The organism is Streptomyces longispororuber, assembly GCF_014656095.1.
GTDB lineage: Bacteria > Actinomycetota > Actinomycetes > Streptomycetales > Streptomycetaceae > Streptomyces > Streptomyces longispororuber.
Genome location: NZ_BNBT01000049.1, coordinates 34,017 through 54,304 on the forward strand (window position 1 = coordinate 34,017; position 20,288 = coordinate 54,304).

Here is a 20,288-nt window from a genome sequence, read left to right on the forward strand (position 1 = left end):
TACCGAGTCGCAACCTCAGTACAAGATCCGGGCCATACGCGGCCCAAGGCTCCGCACCCCACCTCAACTTCTGCGACTTACGCTGGTCCGCTAGGTACGGCCTGTACACCACCAGCAGACGAAGAAACTGTTGGCTCCCAGCACAGCCCTCGACTGTGCTTGCTACTCCTGGTGCAAGCCGCACCGCCTCGCCCCCTGAGGTTGCCCGGGCCGCCGACACGTGACCTTCGCCGCCGCAAGGCCGATACTGCCGTCAACATGAGTTCTTACATCTCACCGCCGACTGCCTACCGAACCTGACAAGCCGTCACCAAAGTCGGCATCAGGTCAGCAACATTACCGCCGGGACCCGCCTCGAACCGTCACCCATCACCAAGATCAACAACTGGTCATATGTGCTCTGCTCATGGCAAATGCAGGTCTAGGGCACACCCGCTAATCTCTTCAGGAGGTACCCGTGAGGATGCTCATCAACGTGGCGGAGACCGTGGTCGCGGACGCGCTCAGGGGTATGGCGGCCGCGCATCCCGAGCTGACCGTGGACGTCGAGAACCGTGTCGTCGTCCGCGCGGACGCGCCCGTGGCCGGGAAGGTCGCGCTGGTGTCGGGGGGCGGCTCCGGGCACGAGCCGCTGCACGGCGGGTTCGTGGGTCCGGGGATGCTGTCGGCCGCGTGCCCCGGTGAGGTGTTCACCTCCCCGGTTCCGGACCAGATGGTGCGGGCCGCCGCCGCGGTGGACAGCGGTGCGGGGGTGCTGTTCGTCGTCAAGAACTACACCGGTGACGTACTGAACTTCGACATGGCCGCCGAACTGGCCGAGGACGAGGGCATCCAGGTCGCCAAGGTTCTCGTGAACGACGACGTCGCGGTCACCGACAGCCTCTACACCGCCGGGCGGCGCGGCACCGGCGCGACCCTGTTCGTGGAGAAGCTCGCGGGCGCCGCGGCCGAGGCGGGCATGCCGCTGGAGCGCGTCGAGGCCGTCGCGCGGCGCGTGAACGACAACTCCCGTAGCTTCGGCGTCGCCCTCAGCCCCTGCTCCACCCCCGCGAAGGGCTCGCCGACCTTCGACCTGCCCGCCGGGGAACTGGAGTTGGGCGTCGGCATCCACGGCGAGCCGGGCCGCGAGCGGCGCCCGATGATGACGTCCGGCGAGATCGCCGACTTCGCCGTGCACGCCGTCCTCGAGGACCTCGACCCCCGCAACCCGGTCCTCGTCCTCGTCAACGGCATGGGCGCGACGCCGCTGTTGGAGCTGTACGGCTTCAACGCGGAGGTGCAGCGCGTGCTCGGCGAGCGCGGTGTCGCCGTGGCGCGCACACTGGTCGGCAACTACGTGACCTCGCTCGACATGGCGGGAGCCTCGGTCACGCTGTGCCAGATCGACGAGGAGCTGCTGCGGCTGTGGGACGCGCCGGTACGCACCCCCGCCCTGCGCTGGGGTATGTGACCCCTCCCCCCCTCTCATCTCAGCAGTGTTCCGCCCCCAGTTCCGACCTCAGTTCCGACCTCAGTTCCGCCCTCACAGCAAGGAGACCCCGTGCTCGACGCCGACTTCTTCCGCCGCTGGCTGACGACGGCCGCGGCGGCCGTGGACCGGGAGGCCGACCGGCTCACCGAGCTGGACTCGCCCATCGGCGACGCCGACCACGGCAGCAACCTCCGGCGCGGCTTCGCCGCGGTCACCGCCGCGGTGGAGAAGGAGGCCCCCGACACGCCCGGCGCCGTACTGATGCTGGCCGGTCGGCAGCTCATCTCCACCGTGGGCGGCGCGTCGGGCCCCCTGTACGGCACGCTGCTGCGCCGCACCGGCAAGGCGCTCGGCGACGCGGCGCAGGTGGCCGAGACGGAGTTCGCACAGGCGCTGCGGGCCGGCGTCGACGCGGTGGCCACGCTCGGCGGCTCCGCGCCGGGGGACAAGACGATGCTGGACGCGCTGCTCCCGGGCGTCGACGCGCTGTCCACGTCGTTCGCGGCGGCGTGCGAGGCCGCCCGTCAGGGCGCTTTGGCGACGGTTCCGCTCCAGGCCCGCAAGGGCAGGGCGAGTTACCTGGGCGAGCGCAGCGTCGGCCACCAGGACCCGGGCGCGACCTCGTCGGCGCTGCTGTTCGAGGCCTTGGCGGACACCGCCGCGGCCACGAAGGAGGCCTCCGCATGACCGGCGGCACCTCTCCCGCGGGCGGCGGCGACCGGCGCGTGGGCATCGTGCTCGTCTCGCACAGCGCCGCCGTGGCCCGCTCCGTGGCGGACCTCGCCCAGGGCCTCGCGGGCGGGAGCACCGCCCCCGTCGCCCCGGCGGGCGGCACCGAGGACGGGGGCCTCGGCACCAGCTCCGACCTCATCACCGCAGCCGCGCGCCAGGTCGACCGGGGCGCGGGCGTCGCCGTCCTCACCGACCTGGGCAGCGCCGTCCTCACCGTCAAGGCGCTGCTCGCCGAGGGCGACGAACTGCCTGACGGCACCCGCCTGGTGGACGCGCCCTTCGTCGAGGGCGCCGTCGCGGCGGTCGTCACCGCGTCGGCGGGCGGTGACCTGGCCGCCGTGGAGGCGGCGGCGCGGGAGGCGTACAGCTACCGCAAGGTCTGAGGCCGCAGGGTCGCCACAGGGCCGTAGCGCCGGAGGATCATGAAGGGGCGCTCGGCGGATCACGGCGCCGCACCTCTTGATGTGGTCCCGTCAGCACTGTCACATTGGTCCGGACCAATTGCGTCGAGTGGAAGGCACCCCCCGTGCGACGGACCCCCCACACGTTCCGCTGGACGTCCGCCTGTCTCACCGTCACCGCCGCCTGCCTGCTGAGTTCCTGTGCCTGGGGTGGCGGCGGGGGCGAGAGCTCGCCCCCGCCGCAGGCACCGCGGGGGGTCACCGTGCAGGCGGGCAGCGCCACGTCCGTGCACGTCATGTGGAACCAGACCGCCGACGGCGCCGACATCAGCGGGTACGACGTCTACCGCGGCACCACCCGGGTCAAGCGCGTCCCCGCCGACCAGCACATGGTCGACGTCACCGGGCTCAAGCCCTCGTCGACGTACTCCTTCACCGTGCGGGCCCGGGACGCCGGCGGGCGGGTCAGCGCGGACAGCAAGAAGCTGACGGTGACCACGCCCGCCGCGGTGGCGGCCGACCGCAAGGCGCCCTCGCGCCCGCGCACCCTGCGCGGCGAGGCCGAGGGCGGACGCGCGGCGACCCTGTCGTGGGCCGCGTCGTCGGACGACCGCGGGGTGGCCTCGTACGAGATCTACCAGGGGCCGACGAAGATCCACAGCGTGGGCGGCTCCACCACGGCCACGCTCCTCACCGGGCTGCGGCCGGGCACCGCGTACACCTTCACCGTGAAGGCGCGCGACGCCGCCGACAACTTCTCGCCCGCCAGCCCCGCCGTGCGCGTGACCACCACGGGCGGCAAGAACAGCGGGCGCGGCACCGCCCCGGCGGCGTTCCGCGCGACCACGCGCGAGGAGGACGGCGCCTACTACGTCGACCTGTCCTGGCGGCCGCCGCGTACCGGCGGCGCGGTGAGCGAGTACCAGATCGCGCTCGACGGCGAGAGCGCCACCTCGCTGGTCTTCGGCGGCACGGCACCGCGCGACAAGGCCGAGCACAGTTTCTACGTGGGCAAGCAGGCGGGTGTCAGCCACCGCGTGAAGCTCCGCGCCAAGCTGCCGGACGGCACGTGGGGCGCCTACTCCCCCGAACGGACCGTCACCACCCACTGAGTCACCTCGAGGCCCGGGGCCCCTGCGCGGGCGCGCGCCGTCCGGTCAACCTCCGGCGCGCCCCCGCGCGGCCTCCGCCCGCCGTCGGGCGAGCAGGTCCGCGGTGCGCAGGCACCACTCGCGCGTCTCCCGCTCGAAGGCGAGTCCGCGCAGGCAGGTGAGGTACGGCCCGATCCGCCTGCCCGTGCGCAGGAACTCGTCCTCGTCCAGGTCCCCGCGCAACCGCCGGAGCAGCGCGCCCAGGACCTCCGTCTTGGCCTCGGCGACGGCCGCCCGCTCCCGCAGTTGGGCGATCACGGGCGCCGCGTCGACGCCGTCCACGGCCTGCACCTTGACCAGCAGGTCGTCACGGATGAACGACGGCTTCGCGGCGGCCGCGGCGAACGACTCCAACTCGGCGAGGCCCGCGTCCGTGACCGTGAACAGCCGCTTGTTCGGCCGCCCCTCCTGCACCACCTCGCGCCCGGCGACGAGCCCCTCGCCCTCCAGGCGGGACAGTTCGGCGTAGAGCTGCTGCGGCAGCGCGTGCCAGAAGTTGGCGACGCCGATGTCGAACCCCTTGGCGAGCTGGTAGCCGCTGAACTCGCCGTCCAGCAGCGCCGCGAGCACCGCGTGCCGCAAGGCCATGCGCCACCGCCTCCCTTGCGCCTCTTCCGCCCCCTTCGCGGGGACCGCTCCCTCTTCGTGCGGACCGCTCCTGCTCGCGGAGGCCCTCTTCCCTCGGACGTCCGCGCACCCCATCATAGTCATCGATCTGACTAGTCAGATTCTTGAGTATGAGTCCTACGAGCTGTATGCGTCCCACGAGCCGTATGCGGCCGTGGGTGACGCCGGTTCTTCGTCCCGCTGGAGGTCCACCATGTCCGCACATCCCGCCGCGGTCGCCGCCGACCGCTTCCGCGCCGCCGTCGAGAAGCGCGACCTGTCCGCCGTCGCGGAGCTGTTCACCCCGGACGTACGCCTGTACAGCCCGGTCACGTTCCGGCCCTTCGAGGGCAGGGAGGCGGTTCTCGGTCTGTTCGGCGTGCTGCTGCGCACCTTCGAGGACTTCCGGTACGTCGGTTCGTTCGAGGGCACGGCCGGGACGAGCACCGACGGGGCCGAGGCCCCGTCGGCGGTGCTCCTCTTCCGGGCGGGTGTCGGCGGCAAGGAGATCCACGGGATCGATCTGCTGCACGTCGACGAAGAGGGCCTCGTCAAGGAGTTCACGGTGATGGTGCGGCCGCGGTCGGCCGTGGAGTCCCTCGGGCAGGCCGTGTACGCCGGGCTGGTCGCCGACGGGCTCGTGCCGTCGCCGCCCGAGGGGCGCTGACCGCGGGGCCGGGGCCGGGCCGGGGCCCGGGGGCTCAGCCTCCGAGCGGCACGTCCAGGCGGGCCTTGCGGTGGCTGAAGACAGCGATCGAGTGCGGGCCGTGGTAGGCGCCCATGCCGCTCTCGCCGACGCCGCCGAACGGCAGCTCGGGCACCCCGAGGTGGGCCATCGGCAGGCCGAAGCCGAGCCCGCCCGAGGACGTCTCCGCGGCGATGCGCTCGCGGGTGGCCGCCGAGTCGGTGAAGGCGTACAGGGCCAGCGGCTTGTCCCGGTCGTTGATGAACGCGATCGCCTCGTCCAGGCCGTCGACCTCGACGATCGGCAGGACGGGGCCGAAGATCTCCTCGCGCATCACGGGCTCGTCGGGCGCCACCCCGGCGAGGACGGTCGGCGCGATGTACTTCGTGGCCCGGTCCGTGTGCCCGCCGGTGACGAGGCGGCCGGAGTCGAGCAGCGCCGAGAGGCGGTCGAAGTGCCGCTCGTTGACGATGCGTCCGTACGCCTCGGAGGCCGCCGGGTCCGGCCCGAAGAGCTCCTCGACCGCCCGGGCCAGGGCGTCCTCCAGGGCGCGGGCGGTGGCCGGGTCGGTCAGGACGTAGTCCGGGGCGACGCAGGTCTGGCCCGCGTTGGCGAACTTGGCGCGGGCCAGGCGCCGGGCGGTCTCGGTGAGGGCGGCGCCGTCGAGGCCGACGTCCACGAACGCCGGTGACTTGCCGCCCAGTTCGAGCGTGACCGGCGTGAGGTGCTCGGCGGCGGCGCGCATCACGACGCGGCCGACGGTGCCGTTGCCGGTGTAGAAGATGTGGTCGAAGCGCTGGGCGAGCAGCGCCGTGGTCTCGGGCACGCCGCCCTCGACGACGGCCACGGCGTCGGTGTCCAGGTAGCGCGGCAGCAGCTCCGCGACCAGGGCGGAGGTGGCGGGGGCCAGCTCGCTCGGCTTGGCGACGACCGCGTTGCCCGCGGCGAGCGCGCCCGCGACGGGCACGAGGAGGAGCTGGGCGGGGTAGTTCCAGGGCGCGATGACGAGGACGACGCCGAGCGGGTCGTACCGCGTGCCGGCTCCGGCCGCCGGGCCGAAGGTCGCGCTCACGTCGACGTCCTGCGGGCGCAGCCACTCCTCCATGTGCTCCAGGGTGTGGTCGATCTCCCGGACCGAGAAGTCGATCTCGGAGCGGTAGGCCTCGGCGCGGGGCTTGCCGAGGTCCGCGTGGAGCGCGTCGGCGATGTCCTCGCGGTGCTCGGTGAGCAGCGCGCGCAATTGGCTGAGCTGCCGCGTGCGCCAGTCGAGCGGCCGGGTCCGGCCGGTGCGGAAGGTCGCGCGCAGGCGGTCGACGAGCGCGGCGGCCTCGGCGGGGCCGGTCACGGGGGCGGGGGCGGGGTGGTTCATGGGGTCCTCTACGGAGTGCGGGACGGTGCGGTGGGGCGGGGCAGCAGCCCCGTGAGCAGGGCGTCCATCGCGGGCCGCAGCAGGCGGGCCGCGTCGGGCGCGGTTTCGAGGCCGACGACAAGGGCGAGACAGATGTCGGCGGCTCGGGTGGGGGTCAGGGTGTCGGGGGCGGTGTGCGCCGGGGCGCCGGGGGCGGTGGCCACCGTGTGCACGGGGACGTCAGAGGCAGCGGCCGCCACGCGCGCCGGAGCGCCGGAGGCGGTAGCCACCGTGCGCGCAGGGGCGTCAGAGGCAGCGGCCGCAACGCGCGCCGGAGCACCGGAAGCGGAAGCCACCGAGTGCACAGGAACGTCAGAGGCAGCGGCCGCCACACGCGCCGGAGCGTCGGATGCCAAGGCCTCGGCGTCGCGGCCGCCGAGGCCCGCCGCCGCGAACTGCTCCGTGAGGAGCACCCGCAGCCGGGCCGTGAAGGCGTCGCAGATGTCGCCGGACAGGCGCGCGTTCGGGTCAAGGAGTTCGACGGTGTGCGGGGAGCGGCCGGTGAGGTCGAGGACCAGGTCCAGCTTCGCGGCCAGGATGCCGTGCACGCGCTCGGCGGGCGGCGCGGCGCGGACGGCGGCCGCCTCGGCCCGCTCCAGGGCGCGGTCGTGCAGCCGCCGGGCGAGCCGGCGGACCGCGTCGTCCTTGCCGCGTACGTACTGGTAGACCGCCGACCGGGACACGCCCATCTCGCGCGCGATGTCGTCCACCGTGGTGCGCCGGACGCCGTACCTGCTCAGGCAGGCGTACGTCGCGTCGAGCACCTCGGGGAGACGGTCGGCGCCAGTCGCTTTCACCATGTCCGGCCGGTCCTTTCCTCGGATGCTCCACGGACACTCCGCGGCTCCGGCGTCGTCGGGGCCACGAAGGCGCGAGGCGCGCTGACGTTCTGCGTCCGAAGTGTCAGGACGTCACGCGCTCGACGGTAGACCGCGTTCCCCATAGGGAGCCAATAGGATCTCCGGCATGCCCCATAGGGATTCCGATGGCAGATCGTCGCGGCGCACCGGCGGCTCCCCCGAGCCCGCACCGGTCACGCAGCCGCCGCCCCGCCCGCCCCTCGACCTGTCCCTGCTGCGCACCTTCCTGGCGGTGCACCGGTCCGGCTCGTTCACGGCGGCGGCGCGGCTGCTCGGCCTGTCGCAGCCGACGGTCACGACGCAGGTCCGCTCCCTGGAGCAGCAGCTCGGCCGGGAGCTGTTCGAGCGGCGGCCGCGCGGCGCCGTGCCCACGTCGGTCGCCGACGAGCTGGCGTCCCAGGTCGCGGGCCCGCTGGACGCGCTCGCCGCGGTGGCCGACCGGGGTCCGCTCGCCCCGGCCAAGGCGCCCGACCCGGTGCACCTGGCGGGCCCGGCGGAGCTGCTGTGCACGCGGGTGCTGCCCGCGCTGGCCCCGCTGACCGAGCGGGGGGTGCGGCTGCGGGTCACCCTGGGCCTGACCGACGAGCTCCTCGACGGGCTCCGCGGCGGCCGCTTCGACCTGGTGATCTCCACGATGCGGCTGCGCGGCCGCACCCTCAGCGCGGTGCCGCTGGCCGACGAGGAGTTCGTGCTGGTCGCCTCGCCCGCGTGGGCACAGCGCATCGGGCCGGACCGGGTCGCGGCGGAGGGTGCCGCCGCGCTGCGTGGGGTGCCGCTCGTCGCGTACGCCGAGGACCTGCCGATCGCCCGCCGCTACTGGTGGCACGTCTTCGGCGAGCGCCTCACCGCGCGGCCCGCGCTGACGGTGCCGGACCTGCGCGGTGTGCGCGCCGCGGTGGTGGCCGGGGCGGGCGTCACCGTCCTGCCGCGCTACCTGTGCCTGGACGAGCTGGCGTCCGGGGCGCTGGTGCCGCTGCTGCTGCCCGAGGACCCGCCGATCAACACCGGCTACCTGGCGCAGCGCCCGGGCACGCCGGACAACCCGCACGTGCGGCTCGTCCGTGACCGGCTGCTCCAGGCGGGCCCGTCGTGGTGACACCGGGCCGGGGCGGCGGCCCGGCGCGGCGTCGGGTCGCTGTCGGCCGGACGAAGGACGCCGTCACCTGCCCGGAGGCGGTCCGCATGCGGTGCGGTCCAGCGGCGCGTTGGCTCGTCGTCAGGTAGCACGGGTGTTTCCCGATCGCGGCGGCGCATGGGACGTACCGCCCCCCGTGCCACCGGAGGGCGGATTCATGCGTACGACCCAGATATCCCTTCGCTCCGGCCTGACCGTCGCCGCCATGGCGCTGCCGCTGGCCCTGGGCGCCCCCGCGGCGCTCGCCGCCCAGGGGATCAGCGTGTCCGTGGACGGCAGCACCGTCCGGGCCACCACGACCGCCTGCTCCACCGGGGGCAAGGCCTCGCTGCTCAGCGACGGCGTGGCCAACTTCTCCCAGGGGCGGCAGGCGACCCTGGCGGGGGGCAGCGCCTCCTGGCAGAACGTGGCGCCGGGCACCCATACGGTCGTGGTCCTCTGCGACGACGGTACGACGGCGGGCTCGCAGGCCGTGACGGTCGGCGGCGCGCCACCCACGCCGACGGCACCGACGACACCGACGGTCGCGCCGACGACCTCGTCGACCACGGCCCCCGCGCGCGGTGTGCGCGGCGGCCTCGGCGGCGCGGTCGAGAGCTACGGCACGGTGACGCTCGCCGCGGGCGGCGTCCTGGTGGCGGCGGCCGTGGGCGGCGGCGTGTGGTACGTGCGCCGCCGGACCGTCCGCAGTCACTTCTGACCCCGTCGTCCCCGGACCGGACAGCCAGTCCGGCTCCCCCTCCCCTCCACCCGGCCGGTTCTCGGGGACCGGCCCCCGTCGCACCGGCCCGGGGCGCGCCCCGGGCCCTCCGGCTGCCGCCGTCCCGCCGCCCGCGGGACGGCGGCGGCGCGTACGGGACCCTCGCGGGCCCGGACCCGTGACGGCCCTCTTGTCCGCCCCGCCCGCGCGCCATACCGTCCTCCCAGCCGACCGGGAGGACCGCCATGTCACGACCGCTCAGCGTCCAGTTGTACTCCGTGCGCGCCCCGCTCGCGGCCGACCGCGCCGGGACCCTGGAGCGCCTCGCGGCGATGGGGTACGGCGCGGTGGAGGCGTTCGACGTGGACGACGACCCGGCGGGGCTCCGGCGGCTCGCCGACGGCCTGGGCCTCGTCGTGTCGGGCGCGCACGTCGGGCAGGCGCTCGGGGCGGACCCGGACGCCGCCCTCGACGCGGTCGCGGGTCTCGGCACCACCCTCGCCGTGATCCCCGCGGGCTTCCCGCGGGAGGAGTTCACCACCCGCGACGGGCTCGCCCGGACCGCGGAGCGCCTCAACTCCCTCGCCGGTACGGCCGCCCGGCACGGCCTCCGGCTCGGCTACCACAACCACTGGTGGGAGCTGGAGCCGCGCGTCGCAGGACGGCACGCCCTCGACGTGCTCGCCGAGTTCCTCGCCCCGGAGGTGTTCCTGGAGGTCGACACCTACTGGGCGGCGGTCGGCGGCGCGGACGTGCCCGCCCTGCTCGGCCGCCTCGGCGACCGTGTGCAGGCCTTGCACCTCAAGGACGGCCCGGGCACGAAGGACGACCCGAACGTCGCGGTGGGCGGCGGCACGATGCCGGTGCCCGAGCTGCTCGCGGCGGCCCCGGACGCCTGGCGGGTGGTGGAGTTCGACGCGTGCGCGGGCGATGTGTTCGGCGAGCTGGCGGCCAGCCGCGCCTACCTCGACGCGCTGGCGGCGGTGTGAGCACCGGCCCGGTCGGCGTCGCCGTCGTCGGGGCCGGCGTCATCAGCGCCGAGTACCTGCGGACCCTGAGCGGCTTCCCCGACGTACGGCTGCTGGCCGTCGCCGACCTCGACGGCGGGCGGGCGGCCGCCGCGGCCCGCGCCCACGGCATACCGCTGCACGGGGACGTGCCCACCGTCCTGGCCGAGCCGGACGTCGAGCTCGTCGTCAACCTCACCGTGCCCGCGGCCCACGCGCCGGTCGCCGCCGCGGCCCTGCGCGCGGGCAAGCACGTGTACGGCGAGAAGCCGCTGACGCCCACGCCCGCCGAGGCGGAGAAGCTCATCGCCGACGCCTCCGAGCGCGGTCTGATGCTCGGCGGGGCACCGGACACGTTCCTGGGCGCGGGCCTGCAGTCGGCGCTGCGGGCGATCCGGGCGGGGCACATCGGCACCCCGGTCGCGGCGACGACGACGGTGCAGAGCCTCGGCCCCGAGTCCTGGCACCCGGACCCGGCCTTCCTCTACCAGGCGGGCGCGGGGCCGCTTTTCGACCTCGGCCCGTACTACCTGACGGCCCTGGTGGCGCTCTTCGGCAGCGTGTCGCGGGTGGCGGCGACGGGGGCCCGGGCGCGGGCGCGGCGCACGGTCGGGTCGGGTCCGAAGGCCGGACAGTCGTTCCCCGTGGACGTACCGACGCACGTGACCGCGCTCCTGGAGTTCGCCTCGGGGGCGAGCGCCGTCTCGACGTTCAGCTTCGACAGCGCCGTGCCGCGCGTCCGCTTCGAGGTCGTCGGCACGGAGGGCACGCTCGCGGTGCCGGACCCGAACACCTTCCGCGGCCCGCTGCGGCTGCGCCCGAACGGCTCCGCCGACTGGCGCGAACTCGCCGTCCGGGGGCGGACGGAGGGGCGCGGCCTCGGCGTCCTGGACATGGCCCGCGCGATCCGCGCCGGCGACGGCCGGATCGTGCCCGGCACCCGGAGCACCCACCGCGCCTCGGGGGCCCTGGCCTTCCACGTCCTGCAGACCATGACGGCCGTCACGGAGTCCGCCGCCCGGTCGCAGTTCGTCCCGCTCGCCGCGCAGGTCGTCCCTCCGGCGCCGCTCCCCGAGGACTGGGACCCGACGGCGGCGACCCTGGGGTGAGCGCGCGGGGTCCGGGCAGCACCCGGTCTCAGGATTCGGCGCGGCCCTCGGCGAGGTCCGCGGTGTCCTCGGCGAGGTCCCCGGAGAGGTCCTCCAGCGTCCGTGCCAGCCACCGCGTCCAGAACGTCTCCAGGTCGATCCCGGCCCGCAGGACCGCGTGCCGCAGCCGGTCCTCGACCGCGTCGAGGCCGGGCGGGAAGTCGCGGCGCTCGATCTCCTCGTACTCCGCGAGCCGGTCGCGGTGGAGTTCCAGGTGGCGGCGCAGGTCCGCCCCGATGCCGTCGGTGCCGACCACGGCGGCCGCGCGCAGCCGCAGCAGCAGGGCGTCGCGCATCGGCTTGGGGTCCTGGCCCTCGGCGGTCCAGCGGGACAGCTCGGCGCGGCCCCCGGGCAGTACCTCGTACCGCTTCTTCTGGCCGCGGGTCGTCTGCTCGGACGGCAGGGCCCGGATCAGCCCGGCACGCTCCAGCTTTCCCAGCTCCCGGTAGATCTGCTGGTGCGTGGCCGACCAGAAGTAGCCGATCGACAGGTCGAAGCGGCGGGTCAGCTCCAGACCCGAGGACGGCTTCTCGAGCAGGGCGGTGAGGATGGCGTGCGGGAGTGACATGCGGGCATCCTAGGGACGCCGGGCGCGGTGGCGCCCGGCGCCGCCGGTGGGGTCACAGCGCGGCGGCCAGTTCCGTTCCCTGCTTGACGGCGCGCTTGGCGTCGAGTTCGGCCGCGACGTCGGCGCCCCCGATGAGGTGCGCGGTCACGCCCGCGGCGAGCAGGTCCTCGTACAGCTCGCGCCGGGGTTCCTGGCCCGCGCAGAGCACGACCGTGTCGACGGGCAGGGTCCGCGGGGTGCCGTCGACGGTGAGGTGCAGGCCCTCGTCGTCGATGCGGTCGTACTGCGCGCCCGCGACCGTCCTGACACCGCGGTGGCGCAGCTCGGCGCGGTGGATCCAGCCCGTGGTCTTGCCGAGGCCCGCGCCGACCTTGGTCCGCTTGCGCTGGACGAGGTGGACGGTGCGCGGCGGCAGCGGCCGCTCGGGCTCGGTGAGGCCGCCGCGCTCGCGGTAGTCGAGGTCGACGCCCCAGTGCCGGAAGTACGTCGCGGGGTCGAGGTTGGCCTTGTCGCCGGTGTCGGTGAGGTACTCCGCGACGTCGACGCCGATGCCGCCCGCGCCGATGATCGCGACCCGGTCGCCGACGGGCGCGCCGTCGCGCAGGACGTCCAGGTAGCCGACGACGCTCGGGTGGTCGACGCCCGGGATGTCGGGGACGCGGGGCGTGACGCCGGTGGCCAGGACGATGTCGTCGTACCCGGCGGCGACGAGCGCGTCCGCGGTCACGTACGTGTTCAGCCGTACGTCGACGCCGCGCAGGTCGAGCTGGGTGCGGTAGTAGCGCAGCGTCTCGTCGAACTCCTGCTTGCCGGGCACCCTGCGGGCGACGTCGAGCTGGCCGCCGATCTCGGGCGCGGCGTCGTACAGGGTGACGTGGTGGCCGCGCTCGGCGGCCGAGACCGCGCAGGCGAGTCCGGCGGGGCCCGCGCCGACGACGGCGACGCGCTTGGCGTGGCGGGTGGGGCCGAGGACCAGCTCGGTCTCGTGGCAGGCGCGCGGGTTGACCAGGCAGGAGGTGATCTGGAGGTTGAAGGTGTGGTCGAGGCAGGCCTGGTTGCAGCCGATGCAGGTGTTGATGGCGTCCGGCTGCCCCTGGGCGGCCTTGGCGACGAAGTCCGGGTCGGCGAGGAGCGGGCGGGCCAGGGAGACCATGTCGGCGGCGCCCTCGGCGAGCAACTGCTCGGCGAGCTCGGGGGTGTTGATGCGGTTGGTGGTCACCAGCGGTACGGAGACCTGTCCCATGAGCTTCTTGGTGACGAAGGCGAAGGCGCCGCGCGGCACGGGTGTGGCGATGGTGGGCACGCGGGCCTCGTGCCAGCCGATGCCGGTGTTGATGATGCTGGCGCCCGCGGCCTCGATCTCCCGGGCCAGGTGGACGACCTCGTCGAGCGTGGAGCCGCCGGGCACGAGGTCCAGCATGGACAGGCGGTAGACGATGATGAAGTCGTCCCCGAGGCGCTCGCGGGTGCGGCGCACGATCTCGACGGGGAAGCGGATGCGGTTCTCGTAGGAGCCGCCCCAGCGGTCGGTGCGGCGGTTGGTCGGGGCCGCGATGAACTCGTTGATCAGATAGCCCTCGGAGCCCATGATCTCGACGCCGTCGTAGCCCGCGGACCGGGCGAGGACGGCGGCGCGGACGAAGTCCTCGACGGTCCGCTCGACCTCGTCGTCCTCCAGGGCGCGCGGCAGGTGCGGGCTGATCGGCGCCTGGATCGCGCTCGGCGCGACCAGGTCCGGGTGGTAGGCGTACCGCCCGAAGTGCAGGATCTGCATCGCGATCCTCCCGCCCTCGCGGTGCACGGCGGCGGTGACGGGCGCGTGCCGCTCGGCCTCCGCCTCCGTGGTGAGCTTCGCGCCGCCCTCCCAGGGGCGGCCCTCCTCGTTCGGCGCGATGCCGCCGGTGACGATGAGGCCGACGCCGCCGCGGGCCCGGGTCGCGTAGAACTCGGCCATGCGCGCGAACCCGCCGGGCGCCTCTTCGAGGCCCACGTGCATGGAGCCCATCAGGACCCGGTTGGGCAGCGTGGTGAAGCCCAGGTCGAGCGGGCTCAGCAGGTGCGGGTAGCGGCTCGGGGAGTCCATGCGGCCTCTTTCGTAGGCGGGTGCGCGGGCGCGCGACCGCGCGGCGTCAGGTCAGTTGTAGGACAGCCCTCCTCTTTGTGCAACTAGTTGCACAAGAACCGGGACGCACCTCACACCCGGCCCGCGGGGCCCGGCCGGAATGCCCGCCCGGAGGACCCGGGCGGAGGGTGGAGATCCCCCCGGGGCCCTCGCGGGGCCCCGGCCGTCGCCTCACTCCCCCGGCGCGTTGTCCTGCAGGAACCGCTCCACCTCGCTGGCCACCCCCGCCTTCGCCGTCGACGCCCGGGCCCCCACCCGCGTCGACGCCTCGTGCACGCCGAGGCCGCCGACCCAGACGTAGCCGAACGACGGCTCGCCGTCGATCCGCGGGCTGATCTGGACGTCCACCTGCTTGAGCTTGGCGACCGGCGCCGCCGCGTACAGCGTGGCCGTGACCCGCCGCTGCGGATACAGGTTGAAGTCCCGGATGACGACCGATCCGTACTCGTCGACGAACGCGCCGTGCCCGTCCCGGCCCACGCGCACGTCGTAGTGCCACGGATGGTCGTGCAGGTCGATGGTGACGAACGCGCGGCCGCGGTTCTCGAAGGTGACGTCGAAGGCGACGTAGGTCAGGCCCTTGGCGTCCTCGTCCCGCCCCCGCCTGGGCACGGCCCGCTTGAGGCCGTGCACGCGCACGCGCAGCCCCGACAACTCCGCGGACCGGTAGTCCTGCCAGTCCCCGACGACGTTCGGTACGTCCATCATCCCCACCCTTCGGTCGGCACAAGGCTAGAAACGAGCTGCCCCTCTGACCATTCCCCACGTGATCATTACCGGCCGGAGGGGCCGGTTATCCACGGGCGCACGCGTGTCCGACGACTTCTCGCCGCCGGCCCGGCGCCCGTGGCGCGCACGCACGGGTCCCGCGTGAACCGGAGCGGCCCCTGCGCCCGCCGGGACCGCGGCCCGCGCGCGCCCGGCCGGTCACGCACCGCACACGGGGCCTGTCCGGGCGCCGGGACGGCGTCAGCGCCCTGTCCGAAAACCGCCAGCCGCGCGCCGTCGCACGGCGCAGACTGATCACGAAGGAAGCAGAGGAAGCGAAAGAGGCGAAGGATGACCGTCCACACCACCCTCGACAGCCCGCTGGGCGAGCTGCTGCTCGTCGGCGAGGCCTCGGCCACCGCCAAGGGCGGCACGGCGCTCGTGTCCCTGTCCGTGCCCGGGCAGAAGGGCGGCGCGGTCGTCCAGGACGGCTGGATCCGCGACGACGCCGCGTTCGCCGAGATCGCCGGGCAGTTGCGCGCGTACTTCGCGGGCACCCTGACGCGGTTCGACGTCGAGTACGCCCCCGGCGCCGGTACGGACTTCCAGCGCCGGGTCTGGGGCGCCCTCGACTCCGTGCCGTACGGCACCACGACCACGTACGGGGCCCTTGCCGCCCGGCTCGGCCTGTCCCGCGCCGCCGTACGGGCCCTCGGCACCGCCATCGGCCGCAACCCGGTCCTCGTGGTGCGCCCGTGCCACCGGGTGATCGGCGCGGACGGTTCCCTGACCGGGTACGCGGGCGGCCTGGACCGCAAGCGCCGCCTCCTGGACCTGGAGGCGGCGTGACCCGCGCCGCGGCCGCCCGGTCCGGGGCCCGTGCGAGTACGGAGGCCGCGGCCGGGCCCGGTGGCGGAGCGCGTGCGGCGGCCGGTCCCGCCGCCCGGGTCGACGCCGTGGACTGGCACGGTGTCGCCGCCGGGCTCGACGCCGACGGCTGCGCCCTGACGTCCGCGCTGCTCACACCCGCGGAGTGCGGGCGGATCGCCGCGCTGTACGAGGACGAAGGCCTCTTCCGCACCACCGTCGACATGGCCCGGCACCGCTTCGGCTCGGGCCGGTACCGCTACTTCGGCCATGACCTGCCGGCGCCGGTCGCCGAGCTGCGGGCCGCGCTCTACCCCCGGCTGCTGCCCGTCGCCCGGGAGTGGGCCGCCCGGCTCGGCCGCCCCGCGCCCTGGCCGGACGACCTCGGCACCTGGATCGAGCAGTGCCACGCCGCGGGCCAGGCCAAGTCCGCGCAGATCCTGCTGCGCTACGAGAGCGGCGACTGGAACGCGCTGCACCGCGACGTCTTCGGCGACCTCGTCTTCCCCCTCCAGGTCGTCATCGGCCTCGACGTCCACGGCGCCGACTACACCGGCGGCGAGTTCCTGCTCGTCGAGCAGCGGCCGCGGGCCCAGTCCCGGGGCACCGTCACCGTGCTGCCGCAGGGCCACGGCCTGGTGTTCACCACCCGCGACCGCCCGGTGCGCTCCGCCCGCGGCTGGTCGGCGGCCCCGGTCCGGCACGGCGTGAGCACGGTCCACTCGGGCCTGCGCCGGGCGCTCGGGCTGGTGTTCCACGACGCGTAGCGCGTCCGCGCACCGGCCGGTCGTCGGCTGGAACGACACCACCAGCCACGCCGCCGCGCCCGACGGGGTCGCGGCCCCGCCGGGTCAGTCCCACGCCCGTCGTTCCCGGCCCCGGGGGTCGTCGACCTGGGTCCACGTGGTGTCGATGCGCATGGTGGCCCGGCGCCGGGTGTCGTACGGGTCCCAGCCGGGGGCGCCGGTCGCGGCGAACCGGATCCAGGCCCCGTGCATACGGCCGGCGAGGTCCGCGGGCGGCTCCTCGGGGCCGAGCAGGGCGGCGGGGCCGCGCAGCGCGGGCAGGTGCGCGAGGTCGAAGACGAAGGGCAGCTCGACCGCGTGGGCGGCACCGAGGTCCCCGCCCAGGGCCGGTGAGCGCCAGGCGAACTCGTAGGCGTAGGTGGCGGACCGCGGGTGGGTGGCATGGGCGTCGGCCAGGGCGCGGGTGCCCGCGCCGAACAGGGCGTCGCCCATGACGGCCGCACGCAGCTCCGCGAAGGACGCCTCGGGGCGTGACGTCCGGTACGCCTCGACGAGGCGCCTCGGCTCCGGGTGGGAGCGGGCCGCCACGTCGTCCACGTCCGCGGCCGTCGAGGTGGTGTACGTGCCCACGGGGACCAGGTAGAGGTTCCCCTCCTCGGCGTTGGTCCCGAGGAGCAGGTCGACGTCGGCGCCCGCGCCCCGCGCGACGGACGCGGCGGGTTGCGTGTCGAGGACGAGGCTGAAGGGGGTCAGTCCGAGCAGCGGGTCGTGCCGGGTCCGGGTCCGCAGGTCGATGCCGGCGAGCCCGGAGGCGGCCTCGACCAGGCGGTCGTCGGGGATGTCCGCGAAGGCGTCGGCGTGGGCCTTGACGCCCAGGGCCGCGGCCGCGGCCGCGGTGACGCGGGCGGCCTGCTCGGGGGTGAACGCGCCAAGGCCGCTGCCGCTCTGCACGACGGCCCGGCGGAAGAGGCCCGCGGCCCCGGGGGTGGCGAGGACGCCGCCGACGACGGTCGCCCCGGCCGACTGGCCGAAGAGGGTGACGTTGCCCGGGTCGCCACCGAAGGCGGGGACGTTCTCCCGCACCCAGCGCAGCGCGGCGACGACGTCGAGCAGGCCGCGGTTGGCGGGGGCGCCGGGCAGGTCGAGGAAACCGGCGATGCCGAGCCGGTACTGGACGGTGACGAGGACGACGCCGTCGCGGGCGAAGGCGGAGCCGTCGAGGAGCGCGGACCGTGCCGACCCGGCGACGAATCCGCCGCCGTGGACGAACACCATCACGGGCAGGCCACCGCCACCGGCGGCGGGCGCCCACACGTTGACGGTCAGGTAGTCCTCGCCGCGGCTCCAGCCGGGTCCGAAGTAGGGGGACAGGTCCACGCTGCCGAGCCCGCGCGCGGACTGCGGGGCGCTGGGCCCCGGCACGGTGGCGTCGCGTACGCCGTCCCACGGCGCGTGCGGCCGCGGCGGTGCGAACCGCCCGGCGCCCCGTGGCGGGGCGGCGTAGGGGATGTTCAGGAAGGCGGCGGTGCCGCCTCGGCGCAGGCCGCGGACCGCGCCCTGCGCCGTACGTATGACGACGGGTTCGGGGTGGTGCTGCACAGGGATGCCTTTCCGTGCCTTTCGTGGAGTTCAGGACCGCTCGGCGTACGGGGCGAAGGGGGCCCAGCCCTTGATGGCGAACCCGCCGCCCGCGCGCGCCACTTCGGCGGCACCGTGGCCGCCGAGGTGCGCGGGGATCACGAGGGCGTTGTGGTCGGCCGCCCAGCCGAGCACCTTGCGGCGGGTGGCGCGGGCGCCCGCGGGGTCCTCGCAGAAGCAGCTATTGACGTCGGGTTCGAGGATCTGCACCGGGCTGTGCAGCAGGTCGCCGACGAACACCGCGCGGTCCGTCCCGGAGGTGAGGGTCAGGACGGAGGAGCCGGGGGTGTGCCCGGGGGCCGCGTCCAGGCGCAGGCCGGCGTCGATCCGGTGGCTGTCCTCCCACAGCAGCGTCCGGCCGGCCCGGTGCACCGGGGCGACGCTGTCCTCGAAGACGTTCTGGTTGCCGCGGCCGAGCAGCGGCTCGTGGCCGTTCTCGGGGTTCCAGAAGTCGAAGTCGTGCTTCGGCATCAGATAGGTGGCGTTGGGGAACGTGGGCACCCACTGCCGTCCGTCGAGGTAGGTGTTCCAGCCGACGTGGTCGACGTGGAGATGCGTGTTGATCACGAGGTCCACGTCCTCCGGCCGGACTCCGGCCCGGGCGAGGTTCGCCAGGAAGTCCGTTTCGCGGTGGCTCCAGACCGGCGCGTACGGGCGCTCCTTGTGGTTGCCGACCCCGGTGTCGACGAGGATGGTCCTGCCCTCGCTGCGCAGCAGCCAGGTCTGGATCGCGGAGTGCACGATGCCGGTGCCGGGGTCCAGGAAGTGCGGGCTCAGCCAGGAGGCGTCCCACGCCTCCTTCGGGCTGTCCGGGAAGAAGGCGCCGGGCGTCATGTCGACGGGCCCGAAGTACTCCCATACCCGGGTGATGTCGACGTCGCCGAGCGTGATGTGGTCCATGAGGCGTCCTGTGCTGGGGAGTTGGGGGATGTCCTGAACCGTACGAGCGGGCTCTGCGGGCCGGGTATCCGTCATGTGACTGCACCCGCGCCCCCGGCCCGGGCCGGGGACGCGGCCGCGCGCGGCCCGGGCCGTGGGGCGGCCGCACGCGGCAAGGGCGGGGGTACGGCCGCTCGCGGCCCGGGCGCCGCGTGGCAAGGTGGCTCCCGTTCGAAGAGCCGCCCTTCCCGAAGCCCGTGGAGACCCCGTGGACGAGCACGCAGGCGACCTCGGTACGGCCACGGAACCCGGGCCGGAGGCGAGCGAGCCGTTCGTCGGCCGGGATGCCGAGCTGCGACGGCTCTTGCGTACGGTGGACCCGGCGTCGGCCGACCGGGTGCTGACGCTGGTCGGCGGCGCGGGCACGGGGAAGAGCGCGCTGCTGGACCGTGTGGCGCGCCGGGCGGAGGCCGGTGGCGCCCGCGTCCTGCGGGCCGAGGGCAGTGCCTCGGAGTCGAGGCTGGCGTTCGCCGCGCTGCACCAGGTGCTGCGGCCGGTGTCGGCCGAGGTAAACCGGTTGCCGCACAGGCAGCGTGCGGCGCTCCAGGAGGCCTTCGGCGCGGGTCCGCCCGCACCCCGGCACGCGGCGCCGCCCGACCCCTTGCTGCTCGGGGTCGCCGTGCTGGGCCTGCTGTCGGGCCTGGGCGACCGGGGTCCCGTCCTCGTGGTGGTGGACGACGCGCAGTGGTGCGACCGCGCTTCGCTGGACGCACTGGCCTTCGCCGCCCGGCGGCTGGACGGCGAACCGGTCACGATGCTGTTCGCGGTCCGGGACGGCGAGCGCCTGCCGGGTTTCGACGGTCGTACGCCGACGCTCACCCTGGGACCGCTCGACGAGGCCGCGGCCGACAAGCTCCTCGACCTGCAGCCGCGGAGCCCCAGGGGCCGTGCCAGGACGCGCATCCTCGACCAGGCGGGCGGCAACCCCTTGGCGCTGGTCGAGCTGACGAGGGCGGTCACCGCCCACGACGCCGTCCCGCTGCCGCCCGCGGGCCCGCTGCCCCTCACGGACCACCTGGAGCGGATCTTCGCGGACCGGCTGGGCGGCCTGCCCGCCGCCACGACGCACGCCCTGCTGCTCCTGGCCGCCAGGGACGGCGCCGACTCCGCGGTCGGCGTACGGTCCGGGCTGCCGGACGCCGAGGACGACGTCTGGCTGCCCGCCGAGCGGGCCGGGCTCGTCCGGCGGACCGGCCGGAACCTCCGGTTCCGGCACCCGCTGGCGCGGTCCGCCGTGTACCACGCCGCGCCCTCCGGCGCCCGGCGCGAGGCCCACCTCGCGCTCGCCGAGCTGCTGCGGGACGAGCCGGACCGGCGCGCCTGGCACCTGGCCGCCGCCTGTACGGGCCCGGACGCGGCCGTGTCGGCCGAGCTGGAGCGGACCGCGGGCCGCGCC

At 74.9% G+C, this 20,288-nt stretch carries 20 protein-coding genes; 12 read left to right on the forward strand and 8 right to left on the reverse strand.

Annotated elements, in window-relative coordinates; genetic code table 11:
* The first annotated feature begins 457 nt into the window (after window positions 1-457).
* The 4 genes from dhaK to IE330_RS17510 all read left to right on the forward strand — a co-directional run bounded on the left by dhaK (window position 458) and on the right by IE330_RS17510 (window position 3,716).
* Entirely contained in the window at window positions 458-1,450 is a 993-nt protein-coding gene (gene dhaK / locus IE330_RS17495; RefSeq protein WP_190136962.1) for a dihydroxyacetone kinase subunit DhaK, read from the forward strand.
* 90 nt (window positions 1,451-1,540) lie between these two features.
* The gene (gene dhaL / locus IE330_RS17500; RefSeq protein ID WP_190136963.1) at window positions 1,541-2,158 is read left to right on the forward strand and encodes a dihydroxyacetone kinase subunit DhaL; all 618 of its coding nucleotides are present in this window, start codon (window positions 1,541-1,543) and stop codon (window positions 2,156-2,158) included.
* Window positions 2,155-2,586 (forward strand): PTS-dependent dihydroxyacetone kinase phosphotransferase subunit DhaM, encoded by a 432-nt coding sequence (locus IE330_RS17505; protein WP_190136964.1) that lies wholly within the window; start codon window positions 2,155-2,157, stop codon window positions 2,584-2,586. The genes dhaL and IE330_RS17505 overlap by 4 nt, the downstream gene beginning before the upstream one ends.
* Window positions 2,587-2,729: 143 nt before the next feature.
* Window positions 2,730-3,716: a fibronectin type III domain-containing protein gene (locus tag IE330_RS17510; protein WP_190136965.1), complete on the forward strand. Its 987-nt coding sequence runs from the start codon at window positions 2,730-2,732 to the stop codon at window positions 3,714-3,716.
* A 45-nt stretch (window positions 3,717-3,761) separates the two neighbouring features.
* On the opposite strand, the gene IE330_RS17515 is transcribed toward IE330_RS17510, so the two are convergent.
* Window positions 3,762-4,343 carry a PadR family transcriptional regulator gene (locus IE330_RS17515; RefSeq protein WP_190136966.1) on the reverse strand — a complete coding sequence of 194 codons (582 nt, stop codon included), beginning with the start codon at window positions 4,341-4,343 and terminating at the stop codon, window positions 3,762-3,764.
* Window positions 4,344-4,575: 232 nt separating this feature from the next.
* Between IE330_RS17515 and IE330_RS17520 the strand changes: the two genes are divergently transcribed.
* Window positions 4,576-5,028 (forward strand): nuclear transport factor 2 family protein, encoded by a 453-nt coding sequence (locus IE330_RS17520; protein WP_190136967.1) that lies wholly within the window; start codon window positions 4,576-4,578, stop codon window positions 5,026-5,028.
* A 34-nt stretch (window positions 5,029-5,062) separates the two neighbouring features.
* On the opposite strand, the gene IE330_RS17525 is transcribed toward IE330_RS17520, so the two are convergent.
* Window positions 5,063-6,415 (reverse strand): aldehyde dehydrogenase family protein, encoded by a 1,353-nt coding sequence (locus tag IE330_RS17525; protein ID WP_190136968.1) that lies wholly within the window; start codon window positions 6,413-6,415, stop codon window positions 5,063-5,065.
* 8 nt (window positions 6,416-6,423) lie between these two features.
* On the reverse strand, window positions 6,424-7,254 hold the full coding sequence (locus IE330_RS38995) for a TetR/AcrR family transcriptional regulator (RefSeq protein ID WP_229925717.1): 831 nt from the start codon (window positions 7,252-7,254) through the stop codon (window positions 6,424-6,426).
* A 166-nt stretch (window positions 7,255-7,420) separates the two neighbouring features.
* Here IE330_RS38995 and IE330_RS17535 point away from each other — a divergent pair, with 166 nt between their 5' ends.
* From IE330_RS17535 to IE330_RS17550, 4 genes are all read left to right on the forward strand, one after another.
* Window positions 7,421-8,410: a LysR family transcriptional regulator gene (locus IE330_RS17535; RefSeq protein WP_190136969.1), complete on the forward strand. Its 990-nt coding sequence runs from the start codon at window positions 7,421-7,423 to the stop codon at window positions 8,408-8,410.
* Window positions 8,411-8,606: 196 nt separating this feature from the next.
* A complete protein-coding gene (locus IE330_RS17540; RefSeq protein WP_190136970.1) occupies window positions 8,607-9,149 on the forward strand; it encodes a hypothetical protein in 543 nt (180 codons plus the stop codon).
* Between the two features lie 245 nt (window positions 9,150-9,394).
* Window positions 9,395-10,138, forward strand: a complete 744-nt coding sequence (locus tag IE330_RS17545; RefSeq protein ID WP_190136971.1) for a sugar phosphate isomerase/epimerase family protein — start codon at window positions 9,395-9,397, stop codon at window positions 10,136-10,138.
* Window positions 10,135-11,265: a Gfo/Idh/MocA family protein gene (locus tag IE330_RS17550; protein WP_190136972.1), complete on the forward strand. Its 1,131-nt coding sequence runs from the start codon at window positions 10,135-10,137 to the stop codon at window positions 11,263-11,265. Before IE330_RS17545 ends, IE330_RS17550 begins: the two co-directional genes overlap by 4 nt.
* Window positions 11,266-11,293: 28 nt before the next feature.
* On the opposite strand, the gene IE330_RS17555 is transcribed toward IE330_RS17550, so the two are convergent.
* From IE330_RS17555 to IE330_RS17565, 3 genes are all read right to left on the reverse strand, one after another.
* Entirely contained in the window at window positions 11,294-11,872 is a 579-nt protein-coding gene (locus tag IE330_RS17555; RefSeq protein WP_190136973.1) for a PadR family transcriptional regulator, read from the reverse strand.
* Between the two features lie 52 nt (window positions 11,873-11,924).
* Window positions 11,925-13,955 carry an NADPH-dependent 2,4-dienoyl-CoA reductase gene (locus IE330_RS17560; protein WP_190136974.1) on the reverse strand — a complete coding sequence of 677 codons (2,031 nt, stop codon included), beginning with the start codon at window positions 13,953-13,955 and terminating at the stop codon, window positions 11,925-11,927.
* Window positions 13,956-14,165: 210 nt separating this feature from the next.
* A complete protein-coding gene (locus IE330_RS17565; protein ID WP_229925718.1) occupies window positions 14,166-14,699 on the reverse strand; it encodes a hypothetical protein in 534 nt (177 codons plus the stop codon).
* A 354-nt stretch (window positions 14,700-15,053) separates the two neighbouring features.
* Here IE330_RS17565 and IE330_RS17570 point away from each other — a divergent pair, with 354 nt between their 5' ends.
* Window positions 15,054-15,551: a methylated-DNA--[protein]-cysteine S-methyltransferase gene (locus IE330_RS17570; RefSeq protein ID WP_190136976.1), complete on the forward strand. Its 498-nt coding sequence runs from the start codon at window positions 15,054-15,056 to the stop codon at window positions 15,549-15,551.
* A 107-nt stretch (window positions 15,552-15,658) separates the two neighbouring features.
* On the forward strand, window positions 15,659-16,336 hold the full coding sequence (locus tag IE330_RS17575; protein ID WP_190136984.1) for a 2OG-Fe(II) oxygenase: 678 nt from the start codon (window positions 15,659-15,661) through the stop codon (window positions 16,334-16,336).
* Between the two features lie 84 nt (window positions 16,337-16,420).
* Here the strand turns inward: IE330_RS17575 and IE330_RS17580 are convergent, their stop codons facing one another.
* Together IE330_RS17580 and IE330_RS17585 are read right to left on the reverse strand one after the other, a co-directional pair.
* Window positions 16,421-17,914, reverse strand: a complete 1,494-nt coding sequence (locus tag IE330_RS17580) for a carboxylesterase/lipase family protein (protein WP_190136977.1) — start codon at window positions 17,912-17,914, stop codon at window positions 16,421-16,423.
* 30 nt (window positions 17,915-17,944) lie between these two features.
* Window positions 17,945-18,853: an MBL fold metallo-hydrolase gene (locus IE330_RS17585; RefSeq protein WP_190136978.1), complete on the reverse strand. Its 909-nt coding sequence runs from the start codon at window positions 18,851-18,853 to the stop codon at window positions 17,945-17,947.
* 247 nt (window positions 18,854-19,100) lie between these two features.
* On the opposite strand from IE330_RS17585, the gene IE330_RS17590 reads away from it, so the two are divergent.
* On the forward strand, window positions 19,101-20,288 hold a 1,188-nt coding region (locus IE330_RS17590; RefSeq protein WP_190136979.1), incomplete at its 3' end, for an AAA family ATPase.

Excerpts from the sequence above, each read along its gene's own strand:
- IE330_RS17505 (WP_190136964.1), top strand. The coding sequence starts at position 2,155 with ATGACCGGCGGCACCTCTCCCGCGGGCGGCGGCGACCGGCGCGTGGGC.
- IE330_RS17535 (WP_190136969.1), top strand. The coding sequence starts at position 7,421 with ATGCCCCATAGGGATTCCGATGGCAGATCGTCGCGGCGCACCGGCGGC.
- IE330_RS17520 (WP_190136967.1), top strand. The coding sequence starts at position 4,576 with ATGTCCGCACATCCCGCCGCGGTCGCCGCCGACCGCTTCCGCGCCGCC.
- IE330_RS17515 (WP_190136966.1), bottom strand. The coding sequence starts at position 4,343 with ATGGCCTTGCGGCACGCGGTGCTCGCGGCGCTGCTGGACGGCGAGTTC.
- IE330_RS17570 (WP_190136976.1), top strand. The coding sequence starts at position 15,054 with ATGACCGTCCACACCACCCTCGACAGCCCGCTGGGCGAGCTGCTGCTC.
- IE330_RS17560 (WP_190136974.1), bottom strand. The coding sequence starts at position 13,955 with ATGGACTCCCCGAGCCGCTACCCGCACCTGCTGAGCCCGCTCGACCTG.
- IE330_RS17525 (WP_190136968.1), bottom strand. The coding sequence starts at position 6,415 with ATGAACCACCCCGCCCCCGCCCCCGTGACCGGCCCCGCCGAGGCCGCC.
- IE330_RS17540 (WP_190136970.1), top strand. The coding sequence starts at position 8,607 with ATGCGTACGACCCAGATATCCCTTCGCTCCGGCCTGACCGTCGCCGCC.
- IE330_RS17555 (WP_190136973.1), bottom strand. The coding sequence starts at position 11,872 with ATGTCACTCCCGCACGCCATCCTCACCGCCCTGCTCGAGAAGCCGTCC.
- IE330_RS17585 (WP_190136978.1), bottom strand. The coding sequence starts at position 18,853 with ATGGACCACATCACGCTCGGCGACGTCGACATCACCCGGGTATGGGAG.
- IE330_RS17565 (WP_229925718.1), bottom strand. The coding sequence starts at position 14,699 with ATGGACGTACCGAACGTCGTCGGGGACTGGCAGGACTACCGGTCCGCG.
- IE330_RS17545 (WP_190136971.1), top strand. The coding sequence starts at position 9,395 with ATGTCACGACCGCTCAGCGTCCAGTTGTACTCCGTGCGCGCCCCGCTC.
- IE330_RS38995 (WP_229925717.1), bottom strand. The coding sequence starts at position 7,254 with ATGGTGAAAGCGACTGGCGCCGACCGTCTCCCCGAGGTGCTCGACGCG.